Genomic DNA, 20,904 nt, shown 5'->3' with positions numbered 1-20,904 from the left:
AGCCAACACTCCTTCGTCAAGTCATCAACAGGCACGCCAATTCAGAACCATAGTCGGTTCTCGGCAAGTTGCGCGGCGGTGTGGTCCTTACACCGCCGGACGGGGATGAATCACCGCGCGCAGGCGCTCCTCCTCGAGAAATTTCATGATGATCGGCGCCACGGCTTCGGCGCGAGTGATCAGGAACAGGTGGCCATCATCGATGATGTGCAGTTGTGCGTTGGGAATGCGCCAGGCGAGCATCCGCATGTTGATCAGCGGGATCAGCGGGTCGTCGTCCCCGGCCAGCACCAGGGTCGGCTGACGGATCTTGTGCAGCCAGTGGATGCTGGTCCAGCCCAGCCCGGCGAACAGTTGCCAGTAGTAACCCAGCTTGCCGGCCGAGCGCACTTTGCTCGCGTGTTCGGCGGCCAGGTTCGAATCGCGGCGGAACGAACCGCCATAAATCATCGGTGCAATACGCACCACGTGAGACGGCTGGATATAGCGCCGCGGGCTCGCCATCAGCCACAGCACTTTCGGCTTGCCCGGCACCATCACCGCACCGGCGGCGGTCGCGGCGAGAATCAGCTTCTTGCAGCGCTCCGGGTAGTCGTAGGCAAACTGCTGCGCCAACGCGCCGCCCCAGGACACGCCCACCGCATTCACCTGGCCGTAGTCCAGGTAATCGAGCATCCGCGCGGTGAGCTTGGCCAGGCCGGGAAAGCGATACGGCCGCTTGGGTGTCGACGAGCCGCCCACGCCCGGCACATCGAAGGCGATCACTTCCAGGTCCGGGTCCAGGGCCTGGACGAACGGAAACACCAGCTCGAGGTTGGCGCCGATGCCGTTGAAGATCAGCAGTGGCGTCAAGTGCGACTTGCCCGGGCGTACCGCCGTGCGGATGGTCTGGCCATCCAGGTCGATGGTGCGGAAGATGAACGGTTGCGGCATGCTCAAGCCCTGTGAAGTATTGCAGTCCGAGTGAGGTCAGTGTGGGACGGGGCTTGCTCCCGATGACGTTCGGTCAGTCAATGGATCTGGTGACTGATACACCGCTATCGGAAGCAAGCTCCCTCCCACATTTGATCTCATTTCAATCCCGAAAAAGTGTGCTCTAGCGTTCATGCACATAGGTACCCGGTGCCGCTTCGGCTGCGGCGTAGGTTTTATTGCCTAATGTCGTCGGTGCCTTCTTCAACTTGCCCGCCCGCTCCGCCTGCCACGCCTGCCAATGCAACCACCACGAGTCGGTGTGCTTGGTCGCATTTTCCTGCCATTCCAGCGGCTTGCCCGCCAGGCCGTCGCTGGTCTGGTAGCGCGCCTTGGGGTTGCCCGGCGGGTTGAGGATGCTCTGGATATGCCCGCTGCTCGACAGCACAAACTCCACCTTGCCGCCAAACAGCTGCGCCGACTTGTAGCAGGACTGCCACGGCGTGATGTGGTCGTTGGTGCCGGCCAATGAGTAGATATCGGCTGTGACCTGCTTGAGGTCGATCGGCGTGCCGCACACTTCCAGGGCATTGGCGCGCACCAGCGGGTTGTTCTTGAACAGTTCGATCAGGTCGCCGTGGAATGCCGCCGGCAAGCGCGTGGTGTCGTTGTTCCAGAACAGGATGTCGAACACCGGCGGCTCGTTGCCCAGCAGGTAGTTGTTGACCCAGTAGTTCCAGATCAGGTCGTTGGGGCGCATCCAGGCAAACACCTTGGCCATGTCGCGGCCTTCCAGCACGCCGGCCTGGTAGGAGTGGCGCTTGGCCGCTTCCAGCGTCTGCTCGTCGACGAACAGCGCCACCTGGGTGTCCAGGGTGGTGTCCAGCACGCTCACCAGCAGGGTCAGGGCGTTGACCTTCTTCTCCCCCAGCGCCGCGTAGTGGCCGAGCAGGGCGGTGCAGGTGATGCCGCCGGAGCAGGCGCCGAGCATGTTGATGTCTTGACTGCCGGTAATCACGGTGACCACATCGACCGCTTCCTTGAGCGCCTCGATATAGGTCGACAGGCCCCACTCGCGCTGGGCCTTGGTCGGGTTGCGCCAGCTGACGATAAACGTCTGCTGGCCGTTGCGCAGGCAGAAGCGCGCCAGGCTCTTATCCGGGCTCAGGTCGAAGACATAGAATTTGTTGATCTGCGGCGGCACCACCAGCAGCGGGCGTTCGTGGACCTGTTCGGTGATCGGCTTGTACTGGATCAGCTCCAGCACGTCATTGCGAAACACCACCGAACCTTCGCTGGTGCCCAGGGACTTGCCGACCTCAAACGCGCCCATGTTGACCTGGCTCGGCATGCCGCCGTTGTGAACCATGTCCTTGGCCAGGTGGGACAGGCCGTCGAGCAGGCTTTTGCCGCCGGTTTCAAAGAAGCGCTTGACCGCCGCCGGGTTGGCCGCCGTGTTGGAGGGGGCCATGGCTTCGGTCATCAGGTTGATCACGAAGTGACCGCGGCTGATGTCCTGTTCCGACAGGTTGCTGTCACCGATCCAGTCGTGCAGTTCCTTGCGCCACGCCAGGTAGGTTTGCAGGTAACGCTTGTAGAGTGGGTTCTGGCTCCAGGCCGGGTCGTGAAAGCGACGGTCATCGCTTTCGGGCACCAGCGCGGACTTGCCGAACATCACATTTTTCAATTCGACGCCAAAGTGGGCAACATGCTTGACGCTGTGCAACGGTTGTCTGATGGCTTGGCTCAGCACCATCTTCGCCGAGGCCAATAAGTCCTTTTTACGTAACGCGATGATCGGGTTCAGCCCCAAGGTGTTTTCCGAGGCCTGGCGTTTCAAGTCATCGTTATTCTTGTTACTCATCTACGACGCTCCATTGTCCGAAAGACGAGTACCGGGTACCGCTGCGCACCACGTTTCGATACACAACACAAGCCAGGTACTGCGACTCGGGTGACCGTTGATACCGCATCGTCAAATGCAGGGAACTTGCCAGTTCCATTGGTTACCCGAGTTTAATTTTTTTCGCAAGCGGGCCAATCGTTGGCCACAGGAGTGGGCATTCAAGCAGATGGAATTAGAAAATGCCCTCTAAAGCGCAAGAAGCCTGGACTAGAGCATCAGCCGCACGACTGACTGATCCGGGTCGCGGGTTTTTCCGGCTGCTTTGAGTTCGGCGAGGTAATCGGCCCACAGCGCGTCCTGACGCACGGCCAGTTGGTAGAGGTAGTCCCAGGTGAACAATCCGCTGTCGTGTCCGTCGTCGAAGATCAATTTCAGTGCGTATTGACCGGCCGGTTCGATCTTGCTCAAGCGCACGTTGAGCTTGCCGAATTGCAGGATCGGTTTGCCGTGGCCCTGGACTTCGGCGGAAGGCGAATGTACCCGCAGGAATTCGGCGGGCAACTGGTAGGCCTCGTCGGGCCCGTAGGTGAGGCCGAGGGTGTTGGAGGTTTTGTGCAGGTTTACAGCAGTAGGAAATTTCGACATTGATGAGATCCTGAATAAACCGGCTTCAAAATGTGGGAGGGGGCTTGCTCCCGATGGCGGTGTGTCAGTCAGCATACATCTGTCTGACCGACCGCTATCGGGGGCAAGCCCCCTCCCACATTGAAGCAAAGCAGTGCTGTGTGAGGCTTACAGGATATAGCGAGACAGATCTTCGTTCTGCGCCAATTCGCCCAAGTGGCTGTTGACGTAGGCGGCGTCGATCTGGATGGCTTCGCCATTCTGCGCACCGGCCAGGTCGCCGGCGCTGAACGACACTTCCTCGAGCAGGCGCTCCAGCAAGGTGTGCAGGCGACGGGCGCCGATGTTCTCGGTCTTCTCGTTGACCTGCCAGGCGATTTCCGCCAGGCGCTTGATGCCGTCCGGCAGGAACTCGATGGCGAGGCCTTCGGTTTTCAGCAGCTCGCGGTATTGCTCGGTGAGCGAGGCATGCGGCTCGCTGAGGATGCGTTCGAAGTCGCCCGGGGTCAGCGCCTTGAGCTCCACGCGAATCGGCAGGCGGCCTTGCAGCTCCGGCACCAGGTCGCTTGGCTTGCTCAGGTGGAACGCACCGGAGGCGATAAACAGGATGTGGTCGGTCTTGACCATGCCCAGCTTGGTGTTGACGGTGCAGCCTTCGATCAGCGGCAGCAGGTCGCGCTGTACGCCCTCGCGGGACACGTCGACGCCACCGGAGTTACCGCGCTTGGCCACCTTGTCGATCTCATCGATAAACACGATGCCATGCTGCTCGACTGCTTCCAGAGCCTTGGCCTTGAGTTCTTCCTCGTTCACCAGGCGCCCGGCTTCTTCGTCGCGCACCAGTTTCAGCGCTTCCTTGACCTTGAGCTTGCGGCTTTTCTTCTTGCCCTTGCCCATGTTGGCGAACAGGTTCTGCAACTGGCTGGTCATTTCTTCCATGCCGGGCGGCGCGGAGATGTCGACGCCGGACATTTCGGCGACTTCGATCTCGATTTCCTTGTCGTCCAGCTGGCCTTCACGCAGGCGTTTGCGGAACAGCTGGCGGGTGTTGGAGTCCGAGGCTGGCGCGGCTTCTTCGTTGAAACCCATGCGCGCCGGTGGCAGCAGGGCGTCGAGGATACGTTCTTCGGCGGCGTCTTCGGCGCGGTGGCTGACCTTGGTCATTTCCTGTTCGCGCAGCAGCTTCAAGGCAGCGTCGGCCAGGTCACGAATGATCGACTCGACGTCGCGGCCCACGTAGCCGACTTCGGTGAACTTGGTCGCTTCGACCTTGATGAACGGGGCATTGGCCAACTTGGCCAGGCGCCGGGCGATTTCGGTTTTACCGACGCCGGTCGGGCCGATCATCAGGATGTTCTTGGGCGTTACTTCAACGCGCAGTTCTTCCGGCAGTTGCATCCGGCGCCAGCGGTTACGCAGCGCGATGGCAACGGCGCGCTTGGCATCGTCCTGGCCGATGATATGGCGATTGAGTTCATGGACGATTTCGCGGGGAGTCATGGACATAATGTTTGGCGGTCCTCAAGCGGGAATAAGCCTACGGCTTACTCGGCGAGGTCCTGCTCCTCAATGGTGAAGTTGTGGTTGGTGAACACGCAGATATCGCCAGCGATACCCAGGGCGGTTTCGACGATTTCGCGGGCCGACAGGTCGGTTTTCTTCAACAGTGCGCTGGCTGCCGCTTGGGCATAGCCACCGCCGGAGCCCATGGCGATCAGGCCGTGTTCAGGCTCAACCACATCGCCGTTACCGGTGATGATCAGCGACGCGTCTTTGTTGGCGACGGCCAGCATGGCTTCGAGGCGGCTGAGGGAGCGGTCGGTGCGCCATTCTTTGGCGAGTTCGACGGCGGCGCGAACCAGGTGGCCCTGGTGTTTTTCCAACTGGCCTTCGAAACGCTCGAACAGGGTGAAGGCGTCTGCGGTGGCGCCGGCAAAGCCTGCGAGCACCTGGCCGTGGTACAGGCGACGCACTTTCTTCGCGTTGCCTTTCATCACGGTATTGCCAAGGGAAACCTGGCCGTCGCCGCCCATGACGACTTTGCCGTGGCGACGTACTGAAACGATGGTGGTCAAGGGGAGAGTCTCCACGCAGCGGGGCGAAAATGCCCTGGTGGGAACTGATATGGGGGTAGCGGGGATGATTTCAACCTTGGGAGGTTGGTACGGACGAATGGTGTCTATTGGTCTGACACCCTCTCGAGAACCGCCCAAAACCAATGTGGGAGGGGGCTTGCCCCCGATCGCGGTGTATCAGTCGCCGAAAATATTGACTGATCTATCGCTATCGGGGGCAAGTCGAATCGTCGCACCGCCCCTCCCACATTTTGATTGGTGTTGGCTTTAGGTCAGCGGCTCTGGCGCTGTTGTAACAACAGGTTGCTAAAGCCCGCGCCGGCCAATTGTTTCTGCGCCACGGTCAGTTGCTCGCGGTTGCTGAACGGGCCCACCAACACGCGATACCACGTCGCCTCCTTCACCGTGCCGGACTCCACCGTGACCGCCTGGCCCAGCAGGATGATCTGTGCACGCACGCGATCGGCGTCCGCCTGTTTCGGGAACGAGCCCGCCTGCAGGAAGAACTTGGTCACCGGCGCGGCCTTGGTGGTCGCAACCGGCGGCGGTGGCGGCGGGGTGATCCCGGCCAGCGCGGCCTGGGCCCGTGCCGTGTCGATTTTGGCCGCTTCCGCCGGGGTGACCGGCGTGGTCGGTACTTGCGGCGTCGGCAGGGTTTTCTCCGGCACGGCGTCGGGCGGCACGATCACTTCCGATTCCGGCAGCAGGGTGTAGAAGTCGTACTTGGGCTTCACCGGCGCGGTCGGGCTTGGCGCGGTCTTGTTGGCCTCGGCCATTTTCGTGGCTTTTTGCTGCTCCTGTTTGACCCGTTTGACGTCATCGCCCTGGCCGGGGTCCAGCTTCATCAGAAATACGATAAACGCGCCGACCGTGAGGCCGATGGCCATCCACAACCAGCCCGGAATGGGCTTCTTCGCCGGTGCCTGGTAGCGGCTGGCGCCGCGCTTGGGTGCAGGTTTTTTCTTGGCAGCCAACTTACATACGCTCCAGAGTTTCCAGGCCCAACAGTTCCAGGCCTTGCTTGAGGGTCCGTCCAGCCAGTGCGGCGAGGCGCAGGCGACTCTGCTTATGGGCTTCGTCGTCGGCGGTGAGGATCGGGCAGTTCTCGTAGAAGCTGGAGAACAGCCCGGCGACTTCGTACAGGTAGGTGCAGAGGATGTGCGGCGTGCCTTTCTCACCGACGCTGTTCAGCACTTCGCCGAACTGCGCCAGCTTGGCGCCCAGTTCCTGTTCCTGGGGCGCTTGCAATACGATCTGCCCTTGCACTTCGCTGAAGTCCTTGCCCAGCTTGCGGAACACCCCGGCCACGCGGGTGTAGGCGTACAGCAGGTACGGCGCGGTGTTGCCTTCGAAGTTGAGCATCAGCTCGAAGTTGAAGCTGTAGTCGCTGGTGCGGTGCTTGGACAGGTCGGCGTATTTCACCGCGCCAATGCCCACCACGCGGGCAATGTTGCGCAGGTCGGCGTCCGCCAGCTCTGGGTTCTTTTCCTTCACCAGGTTGTAGGCACGTTCCTGGGCTTCGTTCAGCAGGTCGATCAGTTTTACGGTGCCGCCGTCGCGGGTCTTGAACGGGCGGCCGTCGGCGCCGTTCATGGTGCCGAAGCCCATGTGTTCCATGTGCATCGGGTGCGTGACGAAACCGGCGCGGCGCGCCACTTCGAACACCTGCTGGAAGTGCAGGGCCTGGCGCTGGTCGACGAAATACAACGCGCGATCCGCCTTGAGCACGCCGCTGCGGTAGCGCACGGCGGCCAGGTCGGTGGTGGCGTAGAGGTAGCCGCCATCGGCCTTGACGATGATCACCGGCAGCGGCTCGCCCTCGGCGGTCTTGAATTCTTCGAGGAACACGCACTGCGCGCCGTTGCTTTCCACCAGCAGGCCTTTGGCCTTGAGGTCGTTGACCACGTTGATCAGGTCGTCGTTGTAGGCGCTTTCGCCCATGACGTCGGCCATGGTCAACTTGACGTTGAGCAGTTCGTAGATGTGCTGGCAGTGGGCCAGCGAGATATCGCGGAAACGCGACCACAGCTCCAGGCATTCCTTGTCGCCGGCTTGCAGCTTGACCACCAGGCCGCGGGCGCGGTCGGCGAACGCTTCGGATTCGTCGAAACGCTTCTTCGCGGCGCGGTAGAAGTTTTCCAGGTCCGACAGCTCGTTGCTGGTGATCGGGTTTTCCTGCAGGTAGGCCATCAGCATGCCGAACTGGGTGCCCCAGTCACCGACGTGGTTCTGACGGATCACGGTGTCGCCGAGAAACTCCAGCACCCGCGCCACGCCGTCGCCGATGATGGTCGAGCGCAGGTGGCCGACGTGCATCTCTTTGGCCAGGTTGGGCGCCGACAGGTCGATGGCCACGCGCTCGGCAGGGCCGGCCTTGCGCACGCCGATTTTGGCATCGGCCAGCGCCGCGTCCAGGCGCGAAGCCAGGGCCTCGGTGTTCTGGAAGACATTGATAAAGCCCGGGCCGGCGATTTCGGCCTTGCTCACCTGCGGGTCGGCCGGCAGCGCGGCGATGATTTTCTCCGCCAGGTCGCGCGGCTTCATGCCGGCCGGCTTGGCCAGCATCATCGCGATGTTGCTGGCGAAGTCACCGTGGGTCTTGTCGCGGGTGTTTTCCACCTGGATCGCCGGCGTCAGGCCTTCAGGCAACACACCTTCGTTGACGAGTTGGGTGAGGGCTTGTTGGATCAGCTGGCGAATGGTGTCTTTCATGGTGTTCTCTTTCGACCGCAAGCGGTGGCGCGCGATGCGCAGGTGGAAAAACTGGGCATTATCCGTGGCGAGGGCGGGCTTGCCAACCGTTCCAGACCTGCGGGGCTTTTTAAGGGCATCCTGCCCACTTGTAGGAGCGAGCTTGCTCGCGAAAATCGTCAACGATAACGCGGATATTCGGGTTTACGCGGCGCTCTCGGGGTTTTCGCGAGCAAGCTCGCTCCTACAGGGCTAGTACAAATCGACCGGGTCCACATCCAACGACCATCGCACCTGGCGACCGCTGGGCATTTGCTCCAGCGCAAGTAACCAGCTACTTAACAGCCGATGCAGCGGTGCGCGGGACGTTGCCTGCAAGAGTAGCTGAGCGCGGTAGCGTCCGGCGCGGCGTTCCATGGGCGCGGGCACCGGGCCGAGCAATTCGATGCCGCTCAGGCCCAACTCGCCGAGCAGGCGCTCGGCGGCGCTGCAGGCTTCATCGAGAAAACCTTCCGCCTGCCCCGGCTTGTGCGCCTCGGCGCGCAGCAGCGCGAGGTGGGCAAAAGGCGGCAGGCCGGCGGCGCGGCGTTCGCTCAAGGCCTGCTCGGCAAACGCGAAATAACCTTGTTCGGTCAGTTGGATCAGCAGCGGATGGTCGGCCAGGTGGGTCTGGATGATCACCTTGCCCGGCTCCTCGGCGCGCCCGGCACGGCCGGCGACCTGCACGATCAACTGCGCCATGCGCTCGCTGGCGCGGAAGTCGCCGGAGAACAAGCCGCCGTCGGCATCCAGGATCGACACCAGGGTCACCCGTGGGAAGTGATGCCCCTTGGCCAGCATCTGCGTGCCTACCAGGATGCACGGCTGGCCCTTCTGGATGGTGGCGAACAGCTGGTTCATCGCGTCCTTGCGCGAGGTGCTGTCGCGATCGACCCGCAGTACCGGGTAGTCCGGGAACAGAATGCCCAGGCGTTCTTCGGCGCGTTCGGTGCCCGCGCCGACCGGTCGCAGGTCGACTTTGCCGCATTGCGGGCAATGGCGCGGTACTCGTTCCACATGGCCGCAGTGATGGCAGCGCAACTCGCCATGGCGCTGGTGTACGGTCATGCGCGCATCGCAGCGTTCGCATTCGGACATCCAGCCGCAGTCATGGCACAGCAAGGTCGGCGCGAAGCCGCGACGGTTGAGAAACACCAGGACTTGCTGGCCGGCGGCGAGGGTCTGGCCGATGGCTTGTTGCATCGGCCCGGAAATACCGCTGTCCAATGGCCGGCTTTTTACATCCAGGCGTAGGAAGCGCGGTTGCTTGGCGCCGCCTGCGCGCTCATTCAGGCGCAGCAGGCCATAGCGGCCGGTGTAGGCGTTATGCAGGCTTTCCAGGGACGGCGTGGCCGAACCCAGCACGATCGGAATGTCTTCCTGACGCGCCCGCACCAGGGCCAGGTCGCGGGCGTGGTAGCGCAGGCCTTCCTGCTGTTTGTACGAACCGTCGTGTTCTTCGTCGATGATGATCAGCCCGGGGTTTTTCATCGGGGTGAACAGCGCCGAGCGGGTGCCGATAATAATGTCGGCCTCGCCGTCCCGCGCCGCCAGCCACGACTCCAGGCGCTCACGGTCGTTGACCGCCGAATGCACCAGGGCGATGCGTGCGTTGAAACGCTGCTCGAAACGCGCCAGGGTTTGCGGGCCGAGGTTGATCTCGGGGATCAGCACCAGCGCCTGTTTGCCCGCTTGCAGGGTTTCGCGGATCAACTGCAGATAGACTTCGGTCTTGCCGCTGCCGGTCACGCCGGCCAGCAGGAACGCGTGAAAGCAGTCAAAACCTGCGCGAATGGCTTCATAGGCCGCACGTTGCTCGGGGTTCAGCGGCAATTCCGGTTGGGCCAGCCAGTGTTCATGGCGCGGGTCCGGGGCGTGCTTGCGGATCTCGACCTGCACCAGGCCTTTGGCGAGCAGCAGGTCGAGGCTGTCTTTGCTCAGCATCAGCTTGCTCAAGAGCTGATGGGCCACGCCATGGGGATGCTGCGCCAGTGTCGCCAGGGCGTCACGCTGACGCGGGGCGCGGGCGATGCGCGGGTCGTCGAGACGGGCGCCGGGCACCGTCGACCAGAAGCGTTCCTGGCGCGCTTCGGCCAGTTCGCCCTGGCGCAGCAGCACCGGCAGCGCCCAGCTCAAGGTGTCGCCCAGGCTGTGCTGGTAATACTGGGCGGTCCACAGGCACAGCTTGAACAACGCCGGCGGCAGCGGCGGCGTGGTGTCGAGGATGGCCACGGCCGGCTTGAGCTTTTCCGCCGGCACTTCACTGTGATCGGCCACCTCCACCAGGATGCCGATCATTTCCCTGCGCCCGAACGGCACCCGCACCCGCATGCCTGGCTGCAACTGCGCCCGCAGCACGCCGGCCGGGGCCCGGTAGTCGAACAGGCGGCGCAGGGGCGAGGGCAGGGCTAGGCGCAAAATGGCGTCGGGCACGCAGGGGTTCTCTATAAAGGAGGGTGATGACGAAGGGCGGGAGCCTAGCAGACGAGGGATGCGTTGGGTATGCCGCGGTTTTCGGATGAAAGGGGCTTTGGTGTGCTGAATCGATGCAGAGCGGCGCTTGCGCGTTTAAAAAGGTCTGGTAGAATCCGCGGCCTAATTACGTGCGGTATTCGACAATGGTGTCGAGTGGCGGCACGCTAGCCTGAGGAAGTCACCATGAAAGCCGGTATCCATCCAGCGTACGAAACCATCGAAGTCACCTGCAGCTGCGGCAACAAGTTCGAAACCCGTTCGAACCTGTGCAAGCCACTGGGCACTGACGTATGCAACGAGTGCCACCCGTTCTACACCGGTAAGCAGAAAACTCTGGACACTGGCGGCCGTGTACAGCGCTTCGCAGATCGCTTTGGTGCTTTCGGCAAGAAGCCTGCTACTCCAGCAGAGTAAGGCTCAAAGGCCCTATGGGCTTTTGCCAGCTGTTGAAAAAGGCGTCCCTTGCGGGCGCCTTTTTTGTGCCCGCGATTTGGCTGGCGGCAGCCCAGGCCGGCCTCGGTCATCAGGCTTTGCTCGGCTAAGCAGGCACTCCAGCGCAGTTGCAGTGGTTGAAATCGACACTCGAGGAAAAATTGTAGACATTTTTCAAGTCGATTGTGAACAGTTGAGCCCTTGTGTCCCGTGGCTCTTGGCCGAAAGTCGTAGTGTACGGCGCTTGACACCGGTGACTGCCCAGTCTTGTAGGGGCTTTACGACACGAGTATCCTCGGCGGTCCGTCGACCAACAGTAAAAGCGGAATGCCGATATGTCTGATTTGAAAACTGCCGCTCTCGAATATCATGCCCTTCCTCGTCCAGGAAAGCTGAGTGTAGAGCTCACCAAAGCCACTGCCACCGCTCGCGACCTGTCGCTGGCCTACAGCCCTGGCGTTGCCGAGCCCGTCCGTGAAATCGCCCGTGACCCTGAGTTGGCGTACAAATACACCGGCAAAGGCAACCTGGTTGCAGTGATTTCCGATGGCACCGCGATTCTTGGCCTGGGTAACCTCGGCCCATTGGCTTCCAAGCCAGTCATGGAAGGTAAAGGCGTGCTGTTCAAGCGCTTTGCCGGCATCGATGTGTTCGACATCGAAGTCGATTCCGAGAGCCCGCAGGCTTTCATCGACACCGTCAAGCGCATTTCCATCACCTTCGGTGGCATCAACCTGGAAGACATCAAGGCACCTGAGTGCTTCGAGATCGAAAAGGCTCTGATCGAACAGTGCGACATTCCGGTATTCCACGATGACCAGCACGGCACCGCGATCGTTACCGCGGCCGGCATGATCAACGCCCTGGAAATCGCTGGCAAAACCCTGGCTGACGCCAAGATCGTCTGCCTGGGCGCTGGCGCTGCGGCCATCTCGTGCATGAAGCTGATCGTCAGCATGGGCGCCAAGCTGGAAAACATCTACATGGTCGACAGCAAGGGCGTGATCCAGTCCGAGCGTACCGACCTGAACCAGTACAAGGCGATGTTTGCGCATCCGTCCTCCAAGCGCACCCTGGCTGAGGCCCTCGACGGTGCCGACGTATTCGTCGGCCTGTCCGGTCCGAACCTGCTGAGCGCTGAAGGCCTGAAGGCCATGGCAGCCAACCCGATCGTGTTCGCCTGCTCCAACCCGGACCCAGAAATCGCGCCGGAACTGGCACACGCCACCCGCGACGACGTGATCATGGCGACCGGCCGTTCGGACTACCCGAACCAGGTCAACAACGTGCTGGGCTTCCCGTTCATCTTCCGCGGTGCCCTGGACGTTCGTGCCAAGCGCATCAACGAAGAAATGAAAGTGGCGGCCGCCAACGCCCTGCGTGAACTGGCCAAGCTGCCGGTGCCTCAGGACGTGTGCGATGCCTACGGTGGCGCCAAGCTGGAATTCGGTCGTGAGTACATCATTCCGAAACCAATGGACAAGCGCCTGATCACCGTGATCTCCGACGCCGTGGCCAAAGCTGCGATCGAGACCGGTGTGGCCACCCTGCCGTATCCGAAAAACTACCCGCTGCAAAGCGTGGATGATGTGTTCAACGGCTAAGCCGTTGTAGCGCACCAACCAAAAGCCCCGGCTCTTGCGAGTCGGGGCTTTTTGCTGTCTGGCTATAAACCCAAGGCCTGCGCAGAACCAAATGTGGGAGGGGGCTTGCCCCCGATGGCGGACTGTCAGTCAATGAACCTGGTGCCTGACACACCGCCATCGGGAGCAAGCTCCCTCCCACAGGGTTGACCGCATTGGTTTAGAACAGATCGATCGGTGCCGCCTCATCCGCCGGCAGCGGGCTGCCCGGCGCCACGCCATTGCCCAGCTCGTTGATCGACGGCGGAGTGTCCTCGCTCTTGAACAGCTCGAAGTACGCATTCGGCGTGCTCGGCGATGCTGCGCGGCCACTGACCGGGTCGATCCGCAGGCTGAGGATGCCTTCCGGTTCCGGCTGGGTATGCAGCGGCTTGTCCTTCAAGGCGGCGCCCATGTAGCTCATCCAGATCGGCAGCGCGACGGTACCGCCGAACTCGCGGCGGCCGAGGCTTTCCGGCTGGTCGTAGCCGGTCCATACGGTGGTCACGTAGTCGGCGTTGTAGCCGGAGAACCAGGCGTCCTTGGATTCGTTGGTGGTACCGGTCTTGCCCGCGATGTCCGCGCGGCCCAGGGCCAGTGCACGGCGGCCGGTGCCTTTCTTGATCACGTCTTCCAGGATGCTGTTGAGGATGTAGGTGGTGCGGCCATCCACCACGCGTTCGGCCACTGCCGGCGCCTGCGGTTCAGGCGCGGCGCTCGGGTTCGCCGCCGGCGTGACGCCTGGGGTCGGCTCGATGGTGATACCGCCGTTGCTCGGTGCGGCCAGGCCATCGCTGGCGGCCACGCCGTTGACCACATCACCCGGCACCCGTGGCGGGTTGGCGGTGAACAGGGTGTCGCCATTGCGGCTTTCGATCTTGTCGATCAGGTACGGCGTGATCTTGTAGCCGCCGTTGGCAAACGTGCTCCAGCCGGTGGCGATTTCCATCGGCGTGAGAGTCGCCGTCCCCAGGGCCAGGGACAGGTTCGGCGGCAGGTCCGCCTTGTTGAAGCCAAAGCGGGTGATGTAGTCGATGGTCTTGCCCACGCCCATCGCCTGCAGCAAGCGGATCGACACCAGGTTACGCGACTTGTACAGCGCCTCGCGGATGCGGATCGGGCCGAGGAAGGTGTTGGTGTCGTTCTTCGGACGCCAGACCTTGTCCAGGTACTCGTCGACAAACACGATCGGTGCATCGTTGACCAGGCTGGCGGCGGTGTAGCCGTTGTCCAGGGCGGCACTGTAGACGAACGGCTTGAAGCTCGAACCCGGCTGGCGCTTGGCCTGGGTGGCACGGTTGTAGTTGCTCTGCTCGAACGCGAAGCCGCCGACCAGGGCACGGATCGCGCCGTTCTGCGGGTCGAGGGAGACCAGAGCGCCTTGGGCGACCGGCACCTGGCTGAATTTCAGGCTGTCGTCCTTCTGGCGTTGCACGCGGATCAAATCACCCACCTGCGCCACGTCCGACGGCTGCTTGGGCATCGGCCCCATGCTGTTGGTGTTCAGGAATGGGCGCGCCCATTTCATGCTGTCCCACGCCACATGCGCTTCGCCGGTGCGGGTCAGTACCTGCACGCCGTCCTTCTTCACCTGGGTGACGATGGCCGGTTCCAGGCCGCTGATCGTGCGCTGTTTGCCGAGTTCGGTGGTCCAGGCGCTCAGGGTCTTGCCCGGCAGGCGCGATTCGGGGCCGCGGTAGCCATGGCGCTGGTCGTAGGTGATCAGGCCTTCATGCACCGCGTTGTTGGCGATTTCCTGCAAGTCGCTCGGAACGGTCGTGGTCACACGGAAGCCTTCGGTGTAGGCCTCGCTGCCATAACGGCCGACCATCTCAGCCCGTGCCATCTCCGCGATATAAGGGGCGTTCACTTCCGGGGTCGGTACGTGGTAGCTGGCGTTCAGCGGCTCGGCCACTGCGCTTTCATAGGCGCTCTGGCTGATTTTGCCCAGCTTGTACATGCGCCCCAGAATCCAGTCGCGCCGCTCTTTGCTGCGTGCCGGGTTGGCCAGCGGGTTGAAGCGCGAGGGCGCCTTGGGCAGGCCGGCAATCATGGCCATCTGCGCCAGGCTGGCGTCGCGAATCGACTTGCCGTAGTAGACCTGGGACGCGGCTTCGATGCCGTAGGCGCGGTTGCCCAGGTAGATTTTATTGACGTACAGCTCAAGGATCTCGTCCTTGGTCAGCTGCCGCTCGATCTGCAGTGCCAGCAGGATCTCGGTGGCTTTGCGTGAAAAGCTGCGTTCGCTGGTGAGGAAGAAGTTCTTCGCCACCTGCATGGTGATCGTGCTGCCGCCGGATTGAATGTGTCCGCTTTTTACCAATTGCGTGGCGGCCCGCACCAGGCTGCTGGGGTCGACGCCATAGTGGTTGGCGAAATTATCGTCCTCGGCCGACAGCAGGGCGTTGATGAAGTTGGGTGGTATATCCGCGAAACGAATCGGGGTACGGCGCATTTCGCCGAACTCTGCGATCAGTTTTTCATCGCTGCTATAGACCCGCAAAGGAATCTGCAACTGAATGCTTCTCAGGGCCTCTACGGAGGGCAATCCCGGACTAAGGTAGAGGTAGGCGCCGCTGAGGACGAGCAGCAGCCCGCAAACGATGGCGACAATGGAGTACCCGAAAAACTTCAGCAGACGAATCAAGGCTTTTGGATTTCCAGAGAAAAGAATGGGTTAGGCGCCGGGGCATGCATGGCAAACGATGAATCGACCCTGGCTGCAGATAAAAAGCGGGAAAAAACGCTGGGCATTAAAGCATTTTCGGCTTGGGGCGTCATTCGCGCCTCGCAAACAAGGCGACCGAATGCACGCTGCCACGCGCCAATCAGGCGGTATGACAGGGAAAGTTTTAGGGAGTTTTATGGAAAAGGGATTTTTCAGGCGAAAAGTCGATACCGTCCTGGGTGTCGACATCCAGGACACCGGCATCCGGTTGATCGAACTCGGCCACTCGCCCGCCGGTTACAGCGTGCAAAGCTACGCCACACAGGCGCTACCGCCCCAGGCGGTAGTCGACAGCAGCGTGCTCGACCTCGACGGCGTGGGGCAGACGTTGTCCCAGGCATTGGCCCGCTCGCGCACCTCGGCCCGCCAAGCGGCCGTGGCTGTGGCGGGAGCTTCGGTGATTACCCGGGTGATCGAGTTGGACGCGGGGCTCAGTGAGGAAGAAATGACCTGGATGATCCAGATGGAGGCCGACCAGTACATCCCTTATCCGCTGGATGAGATGGCCCTGGATTTCCAGGTTCGCGGGCCGTCGGCCCAGAACCTGGCGCGGGTTGATGTATTGCTCGCGGCGTGCCATAAGGCCCAGGTAGAGGCTCGGGTCGCGGTTTTGACCCTGGCTGGGCTGGTGCCGAAGGTGGTGGATGTGGAAGCATTTGCATTCGCACGCGCTTGCAGTCAGGATTTCGCCAGCTTCACGCCGGGCCATCGAGTCGATGGCGCACAATGGGCCGCGGATGCCCGCGGGATGGGAATTGCTTGCGGGTTGGCCCTGAGGAGTTTCGCTTGAAGACACTAATCAACCTTTTGCCCTGGCGCCAGGCGCTGGCGGAACGGCGGCGCAAATTCTTTCTGGGGTTGCTGCTGGCGTTTGCCTGCGTGGCGTTCGCAACCGTGTGGTTGGCCGATCAGGTGATCGACCGGGCGATCGATCGACAAGTGACGCGCAATAGCCACCTGGACAAGGACGCCGCCGTCCTCGACTCGCGCATCAAGACCATCGATGACCTGCAGGAACAAAGCCAGCAATTGGCGGAGCGCATGAAGGTCGTGCAGGACTTGAGCGAAGCCCGCTCGGCCGGTGCCCAGCTCTTGGATCAGTTGGCCCGCGCGGTGCCAGACGGCGTGCATTTGCACGAGGTCGTGGCGAAGGGCGATACGGTCAGCATCCGTGGCAGCGCCGATTCCAGCCAGGACATCGCCCAACTGATGCGCCGCCTGCAAGCCTCCGAAGGCGCCCATGCCACTCGGCTGCAACATGTGCGGATGGAAGATGGCCAGGGCAGCAACGAGTTTCAATTGATGGTGCGCCAGGGAGAGTCCGCCGAGGCTCAACCGTGAGCCTGCCCAGGCTCGACTTTTCCGCTCTCACCCACAACGCTGCGAAATGGCCCTTGCCCGCCAAGGTCGTGCTCGGCTGCGCGCTCGCCGGCCTGGTGCTGTGGGTGGGCGATGGGACGTACCTGAGCCCCTCGCGGCAACGGTTGCAGGCGGTCGAGGCGCAGGGCGTCGTCTTGCAGCGACAGGTGGCCCAGAAGGCTGGCCTTGCCGCCAGCCTGGAGGCGCGCAGCCAGCAGCTTCAGGCGATGCAGGCGCGTTTTGCCGGGCTGATGCAGCAGTTGCCCGGTGCGTTCGGGGTACCCGCATTGCTCGAAGATATCGCCCGGCTGGGGGCGGTCAATGGGGTGCTCGTCGACGCTATCGTGGTGTTGGATGAGCAGCCCCGGCCACTCTATATTGAGCAGCCGTTACGCCTGGGCGTCACCGGGGCTTATCACGACCTGGCGATGTTTGTGAGCGCTTTGGGCGGCTTACCGCGCATCGTCACGGTGCATGATGTGGCGCTTCGGGCTGATGGGGCAGGGTTGCGCCTGGAGTTGGTGGCCAAGACCTATCGCAATCCGTCGTCGGGCGGTCAGTCGACCCCGGCCGTCGAGCCGGGGCCGCGCTTTGTCTATGACGCGCTGGCCTTGCGTGATCCGTTCCAGCCGCGCGCCTTGCAGGTCGGTCACGTACCCGGCCGGCCCGCGCTCGCACCGGACCTCGGGCGTGCCCGCGGTGCCCTGGAAGGCATCGCCGTCGACCAGTTCGAAATGGTCGGCACGCTGTCCCGAGGCGCGCAGACCTTCGCTCTGCTGCGTGCCGCTGCCAGCGTCCACAGGCTGGCGGTCGGCGATTACCTGGGGCCGGACCACGGTCGGGTCACGGCTATTGATGAGGGCCATGTGGAATTGCTCGAATTGTTTCCCGATGAACAGGGCGCGTGGCTGGAACGCCCGCGGACCCTCGTGCTGAACGTCAACTCATAACGGAATCAAACAATGAAAAGGACTTTCTCGTCCTTCGGTGTGGCGCTATGGATAGCGTTCACGGCACCGATGGCTGCTGCTGTGCCCAATCGTGTGGATCTGATCCAGCTGCCGCCTCCCGGCGGTGCGGCATCAGGTACCTATACCGGCGACAAGCTGAACCTCAATTTCCAGAACATCGAGCTGCGCGCCGTGTTGCAGCAGATTGCCGATGTGGCGGGCCTGAATCTGGTCGCCAGCGACGATGTGCAAGGTTCGATCACCCTGCGGCTCAAGGACGTGCCTTGGGACCAGGCGCTGGACCTGGTGTTGCAAAGCAAGGGGCTGGACCAGCGGATAAAGGCCGGGGTGCTGTTGGTGGCGCCCGCCGACGAGTTGGCCGCGCGCGAGCTGCTGACGCTGGAGTCGCGCAAGCAGATGGCTGAACTGGCGCCATTGCGGCGCGAACTGTTGCAGGTCAATTACGCCAAGGCTGCGGACCTGGCCAAGTTGTTCCAATCGGTGACCGGCCTGGAAGGCGCCACCGACGAACGCGGCTCGGTGGCGGTGGATGACCGCACCAACAACATCATCGCCTACCAGACCGGCGAACGCCTGGAAGAGCTGCGACGCATCGTGGCGCAGCTGGATATTCCGGTGCGCCAGGTGATGATCGAGGCGCGGATTGTTGAGGCCAATGTCGACTACGACAAAAGCCTGGGCGTGCGCTGGGGAGGGCGGATCAATCGCGGCAACTGGGGCGCCGGCGGTGTCGAGAAACCTCCGGAGCCAGGCACCGAGCCTGTGGAAAACCCGTCCGGCTCGCCCTTTGTCGACTTGGGGGCGCTCACCAACACTTCTGGCCTGGGTGTCGCGTTTATCACCGACAACCTGCTGCTGGACCTGGAACTGACCGCGATGGAAAAAACCGGCAACGGCGAGATTGTCTCGCAGCCCAAGGTGGTCACGTCCGACAAGGAGCCCGCGCGCATCCTCAAGGGCACCGAGATTCCCTACCAGGAGTCCAGCTCCAGCGGCGCCACCTCGGTGTCGTTCAAGGAGGCTTCGCTGTCCCTGGAAGTCACCCCGCAAATCACCCCCGACGACCGCGTGATCATGGAGGTCAAAGTCACCAAGGATGAGCCGGATTACCTGAACAAGCTCAACGACGTACCGCCGATCAAGAAAAACGAGGTCAACGCCAAGGTGCTGGTCAGGGACGGCGAGACCATCGTCATCGGCGGAGTTTTCTCCAATACCCAAAGCAAAGTGCTAGATAAAGTGCCATTTTTGGGCGATGTGCCGTATCTTGGCCGCCTTTTCCGGCGCGATGTGCTGGCAGAAAAAAAATCCGAGCTGCTGGTATTCCTGACTCCGCGTATTATGAATAACCAGGCGATTGCTGTGAGTCGTTGATTCTGTGCGAAATTTGATTCTTGTAGGACCGATGGGGGCTGGAAAAAGCACCATCGGCCGTTTGCTGGCCAAAGAGCTGCGCCTGCCATTCAAAGACTCCGATAAGGAAATTGAAGTGCGCTCGGGTGCCAATATCCCGTGGATCTTCGATAAGGAAGGCGAACTGGGCTTTCGTGACCGTGAGCAGGCGATGATTGCCGAGCTGTGCGCTTGCGATGGCGTGGTCCTGGCGACCGGCGGCGGTGCCGTGATGCGCGAGGAGAACCGCCGGGCATTGCATGCCGGTGGTCGGGTGGTCTATCTGCATGCGTCGGTCGAGCAGCAGGTGGGGCGCACCGCGCGTGATCGCAATCGCCCACTGCTGCGCACCGCCGACCCGGCGAAGACCCTGCGGGATCTGCTGGCGCTGCGCGATCCGCTGTATCGGGAAATCGCCGATCTGGTGGTGGAAACCGATGAGCGGCCACCTCGGATGGTGGTGCTCGACATTCTCGAGCGCCTGCAACGGCTGCCACCCCGTTAAAGCCAGGCCCGAAATGCGCTATTCTCGGCGGCGCGTCATCACCCTGCGGGGTGTGGCGTAGAGCCATCAGGCGACGTCGGATCACGACGTTGCCGGTCGTTAATACATCTTCAACGCGGGGACACATGCAGACACTTAAGGTCGATCTAGGCGAGCGCAGCTACCCGATCCATATTGGCGAAGGTCTGCTCGACCAGCCCGAGTTGCTCGCACCGCATATTGCCGGGCGGCAAGTGGCGATCATCTCCAACGAAACGGTCGCGCCGCTGTATCTTGAGCGTCTGAGCCGCAGCCTGGCGGCGTACTCGGTTATCTCCGTGGTGCTGCCCGACGGCGAAGCCCACAAGAACTGGGAAACCCTGCAACTGATCTTCGATGGCCTGCTGACCGCACGCCATGACCGGCGCACCACCGTGGTCGCCCTCGGTGGCGGCGTGATTGGTGACATGGCCGGTTTTGCGGCCGCCTGTTACCAGCGCGGCGTGGATTTCATCCAGGTGCCGACCACCTTGCTGTCCCAGGTCGATTCGTCGGTGGGCGGCAAGACCGGCATCAACCATCCGCTGGGCAAAAACATGGTGGGCGCGTTCTACCAGCCCCAGGCTGTGCTGATCGACACCGCGACCCTCAACACCTTGCCCCCGCGCGAGCTGTCGGCGGGCCTGGCGGAAGTCATCAAGTACGGGCTGATCTGCGACGAGCCGTTCCTGACCTGGCTGGAAGAACATGTCGACGCCCTGCGCGCGCTGGACCAGGTGGCGCTGACCGAAGCGATCTCCCGTTCCTGTGCGGCCAAGGCGCTGGTGGTGAATGCCGACGAACGGGAGTCCGGTGTACGGGCCACCTTGAACCTGGGCCACACCTTCGGCCATGCGATCGAAACGCACATGGGCTATGGTGTGTGGTTGCATGGGGAAGCCGTAGCGGCTGGCACAGTGATGGCATTGGAGATGTCGCAACGCCTGGGCTGGATCAGCGCCCAGGAGCGGGATCGGGGCATCCGCCTGTTCCAGCGCGCCGGGTTGCCGGTGATCCCGCCCGAGGAAATGAGCGAGGCGGATTTCCTCGAACATATGGCGATAGACAAGAAAGTGATCGACGGTCGACTGCGACTGGTGCTGCTGCGCCGCATGGGCGAAGCGGTGGTGACCGACGATTATCCGAAAGAGATTCTACAGGCCACGCTGGGAGCGGATTACCGCGCCCTGGCCCAGCTTAAAGGTTAATAAGAGC

16 protein-coding genes and 2 pseudogenes are annotated in these 20,904 nt (G+C 62.3%); 9 read left to right on the top strand and 9 right to left on the bottom strand.

Annotated features, from left to right (window positions below; translation table 11 throughout):
• Nucleotides 1-87: 87 nt before the first annotated feature.
• From phaZ to C5F70_RS22610, 8 genes are all read right to left on the bottom strand, one after another.
• Nucleotides 88-933, bottom strand: coding sequence for a poly(3-hydroxyalkanoate) depolymerase (gene phaZ, locus C5F70_RS22650; RefSeq protein WP_017849874.1), 846 nt, complete (start codon nt 931-933; stop codon nt 88-90).
• Nucleotides 934-1,096: 163 nt separating this feature from the next.
• Complete coding sequence (phaC, locus tag C5F70_RS22645; RefSeq protein WP_104904086.1) at nt 1,097-2,776, bottom strand: class II poly(R)-hydroxyalkanoic acid synthase; 1,680 nt, start codon at nt 2,774-2,776, stop codon at nt 1,097-1,099.
• Nucleotides 2,777-3,025: 249 nt separating this feature from the next.
• Nucleotides 3,026-3,403: a gamma-butyrobetaine hydroxylase-like domain-containing protein gene (locus tag C5F70_RS22640; protein WP_046490835.1), complete on the bottom strand. Its 378-nt coding sequence runs from the start codon at nt 3,401-3,403 to the stop codon at nt 3,026-3,028.
• 147 nt (nt 3,404-3,550) lie between these two features.
• Nucleotides 3,551-4,888 (bottom strand): ATP-dependent protease ATPase subunit HslU, encoded by a 1,338-nt coding sequence (gene hslU / locus C5F70_RS22635; protein ID WP_017849871.1) that lies wholly within the window; start codon nt 4,886-4,888, stop codon nt 3,551-3,553.
• 38 nt (nt 4,889-4,926) lie between these two features.
• Entirely contained in the window at nt 4,927-5,457 is a 531-nt protein-coding gene (hslV, locus tag C5F70_RS22630) for an ATP-dependent protease subunit HslV (RefSeq protein ID WP_010563201.1), read from the bottom strand.
• A gap of 272 nt (nt 5,458-5,729) precedes the next feature.
• Complete coding sequence (locus tag C5F70_RS22625; protein ID WP_017849870.1) at nt 5,730-6,431, bottom strand: SPOR domain-containing protein; 702 nt, start codon at nt 6,429-6,431, stop codon at nt 5,730-5,732.
• Between the two features lies 1 nt (nt 6,432).
• A complete protein-coding gene (argS, locus tag C5F70_RS22620) occupies nt 6,433-8,169 on the bottom strand; it encodes an arginine--tRNA ligase (RefSeq protein WP_017849869.1) in 1,737 nt (578 codons plus the stop codon).
• A 231-nt stretch (nt 8,170-8,400) separates the two neighbouring features.
• Nucleotides 8,401-10,620, bottom strand: coding sequence for a primosomal protein N' (locus C5F70_RS22610; RefSeq protein ID WP_017849867.1), 2,220 nt, complete (start codon nt 10,618-10,620; stop codon nt 8,401-8,403).
• A gap of 225 nt (nt 10,621-10,845) precedes the next feature.
• Here C5F70_RS22610 and rpmE point away from each other — a divergent pair, with 225 nt between their 5' ends.
• From rpmE to C5F70_RS22595, 3 genes and pseudogenes are all read left to right on the top strand, one after another.
• Complete coding sequence (gene rpmE / locus C5F70_RS22605) at nt 10,846-11,076, top strand: 50S ribosomal protein L31 (RefSeq protein WP_017849866.1); 231 nt, start codon at nt 10,846-10,848, stop codon at nt 11,074-11,076.
• Between the two features lie 14 nt (nt 11,077-11,090).
• Nucleotides 11,091-11,174 (top strand): annotated as a pseudogene (locus C5F70_RS31230) (thermonuclease family protein); the annotation flags it as partial.
• 255 nt (nt 11,175-11,429) lie between these two features.
• Nucleotides 11,430-12,698 carry a malic enzyme-like NAD(P)-binding protein gene (locus C5F70_RS22595; protein ID WP_017849864.1) on the top strand — a complete coding sequence of 423 codons (1,269 nt, stop codon included), beginning with the start codon at nt 11,430-11,432 and terminating at the stop codon, nt 12,696-12,698.
• 199 nt (nt 12,699-12,897) lie between these two features.
• On the opposite strand, the gene C5F70_RS22590 is transcribed toward C5F70_RS22595, so the two are convergent.
• Complete coding sequence (locus tag C5F70_RS22590; RefSeq protein ID WP_371920078.1) at nt 12,898-15,360, bottom strand: penicillin-binding protein 1A; 2,463 nt, start codon at nt 15,358-15,360, stop codon at nt 12,898-12,900.
• 220 nt (nt 15,361-15,580) lie between these two features.
• On the opposite strand from C5F70_RS22590, the gene pilM reads away from it, so the two are divergent.
• From pilM to aroB, 6 genes and pseudogenes are all read left to right on the top strand, one after another.
• The gene (gene pilM, locus C5F70_RS22585) at nt 15,581-16,234 is read left to right on the top strand and encodes a type IV pilus biogenesis protein PilM (protein WP_104904587.1); all 654 of its coding nucleotides are present in this window, start codon (nt 15,581-15,583) and stop codon (nt 16,232-16,234) included.
• Nucleotides 16,231-16,785: a PilN domain-containing protein gene (locus tag C5F70_RS22580; protein ID WP_104904085.1), complete on the top strand. Its 555-nt coding sequence runs from the start codon at nt 16,231-16,233 to the stop codon at nt 16,783-16,785. Before pilM ends, C5F70_RS22580 begins: the two co-directional genes overlap by 4 nt.
• Nucleotides 16,782-17,753 (top strand): pilus assembly protein PilP, encoded by a 972-nt coding sequence (locus C5F70_RS22575; RefSeq protein ID WP_104904084.1) that lies wholly within the window; start codon nt 16,782-16,784, stop codon nt 17,751-17,753. The genes C5F70_RS22580 and C5F70_RS22575 overlap by 4 nt, the downstream gene beginning before the upstream one ends.
• Nucleotides 17,754-17,894: 141 nt before the next feature.
• Nucleotides 17,895-19,148, top strand: a pseudogene (locus C5F70_RS22570) (type IV pilus secretin PilQ); the annotation flags it as partial.
• 4 nt (nt 19,149-19,152) lie between these two features.
• Nucleotides 19,153-19,671: a shikimate kinase AroK gene (gene aroK / locus C5F70_RS22565; RefSeq protein WP_026140392.1), complete on the top strand. Its 519-nt coding sequence runs from the start codon at nt 19,153-19,155 to the stop codon at nt 19,669-19,671.
• 125 nt (nt 19,672-19,796) lie between these two features.
• Nucleotides 19,797-20,897, top strand: a complete 1,101-nt coding sequence (aroB, locus tag C5F70_RS22560) for a 3-dehydroquinate synthase (protein ID WP_017849857.1) — start codon at nt 19,797-19,799, stop codon at nt 20,895-20,897.
• The last annotated feature ends 7 nt before the right edge of the window (nt 20,898-20,904 follow it).

Origin of the sequence: Pseudomonas sp. LH1G9 (assembly GCF_002949975.1) — a bacterium.
In the GTDB taxonomy this organism is placed as follows: Bacteria; Pseudomonadota; Gammaproteobacteria; order Pseudomonadales; family Pseudomonadaceae; genus Aquipseudomonas; species Aquipseudomonas veronii.
This window is presented reverse-complemented; position numbering and strand designations above follow the sequence as displayed.

Coding starts and splice junctions, on each gene's coding strand:
- aroB (WP_017849857.1), top strand. CDS start 19,797: ATGCAGACACTTAAGGTCGATCTAGGCGAGCGCAGCTACCCGATCCAT.
- C5F70_RS22595 (WP_017849864.1), top strand. CDS start 11,430: ATGTCTGATTTGAAAACTGCCGCTCTCGAATATCATGCCCTTCCTCGT.
- rpmE (WP_017849866.1), top strand. CDS start 10,846: ATGAAAGCCGGTATCCATCCAGCGTACGAAACCATCGAAGTCACCTGC.
- hslU (WP_017849871.1), bottom strand. CDS start 4,888: ATGTCCATGACTCCCCGCGAAATCGTCCATGAACTCAATCGCCATATC.
- argS (WP_017849869.1), bottom strand. CDS start 8,169: ATGAAAGACACCATTCGCCAGCTGATCCAACAAGCCCTCACCCAACTC.
- phaC (WP_104904086.1), bottom strand. CDS start 2,776: ATGAGTAACAAGAATAACGATGACTTGAAACGCCAGGCCTCGGAAAAC.
- phaZ (WP_017849874.1), bottom strand. CDS start 933: ATGCCGCAACCGTTCATCTTCCGCACCATCGACCTGGATGGCCAGACC.
- pilM (WP_104904587.1), top strand. CDS start 15,581: ATGGAAAAGGGATTTTTCAGGCGAAAAGTCGATACCGTCCTGGGTGTC.
- C5F70_RS22640 (WP_046490835.1), bottom strand. CDS start 3,403: ATGTCGAAATTTCCTACTGCTGTAAACCTGCACAAAACCTCCAACACC.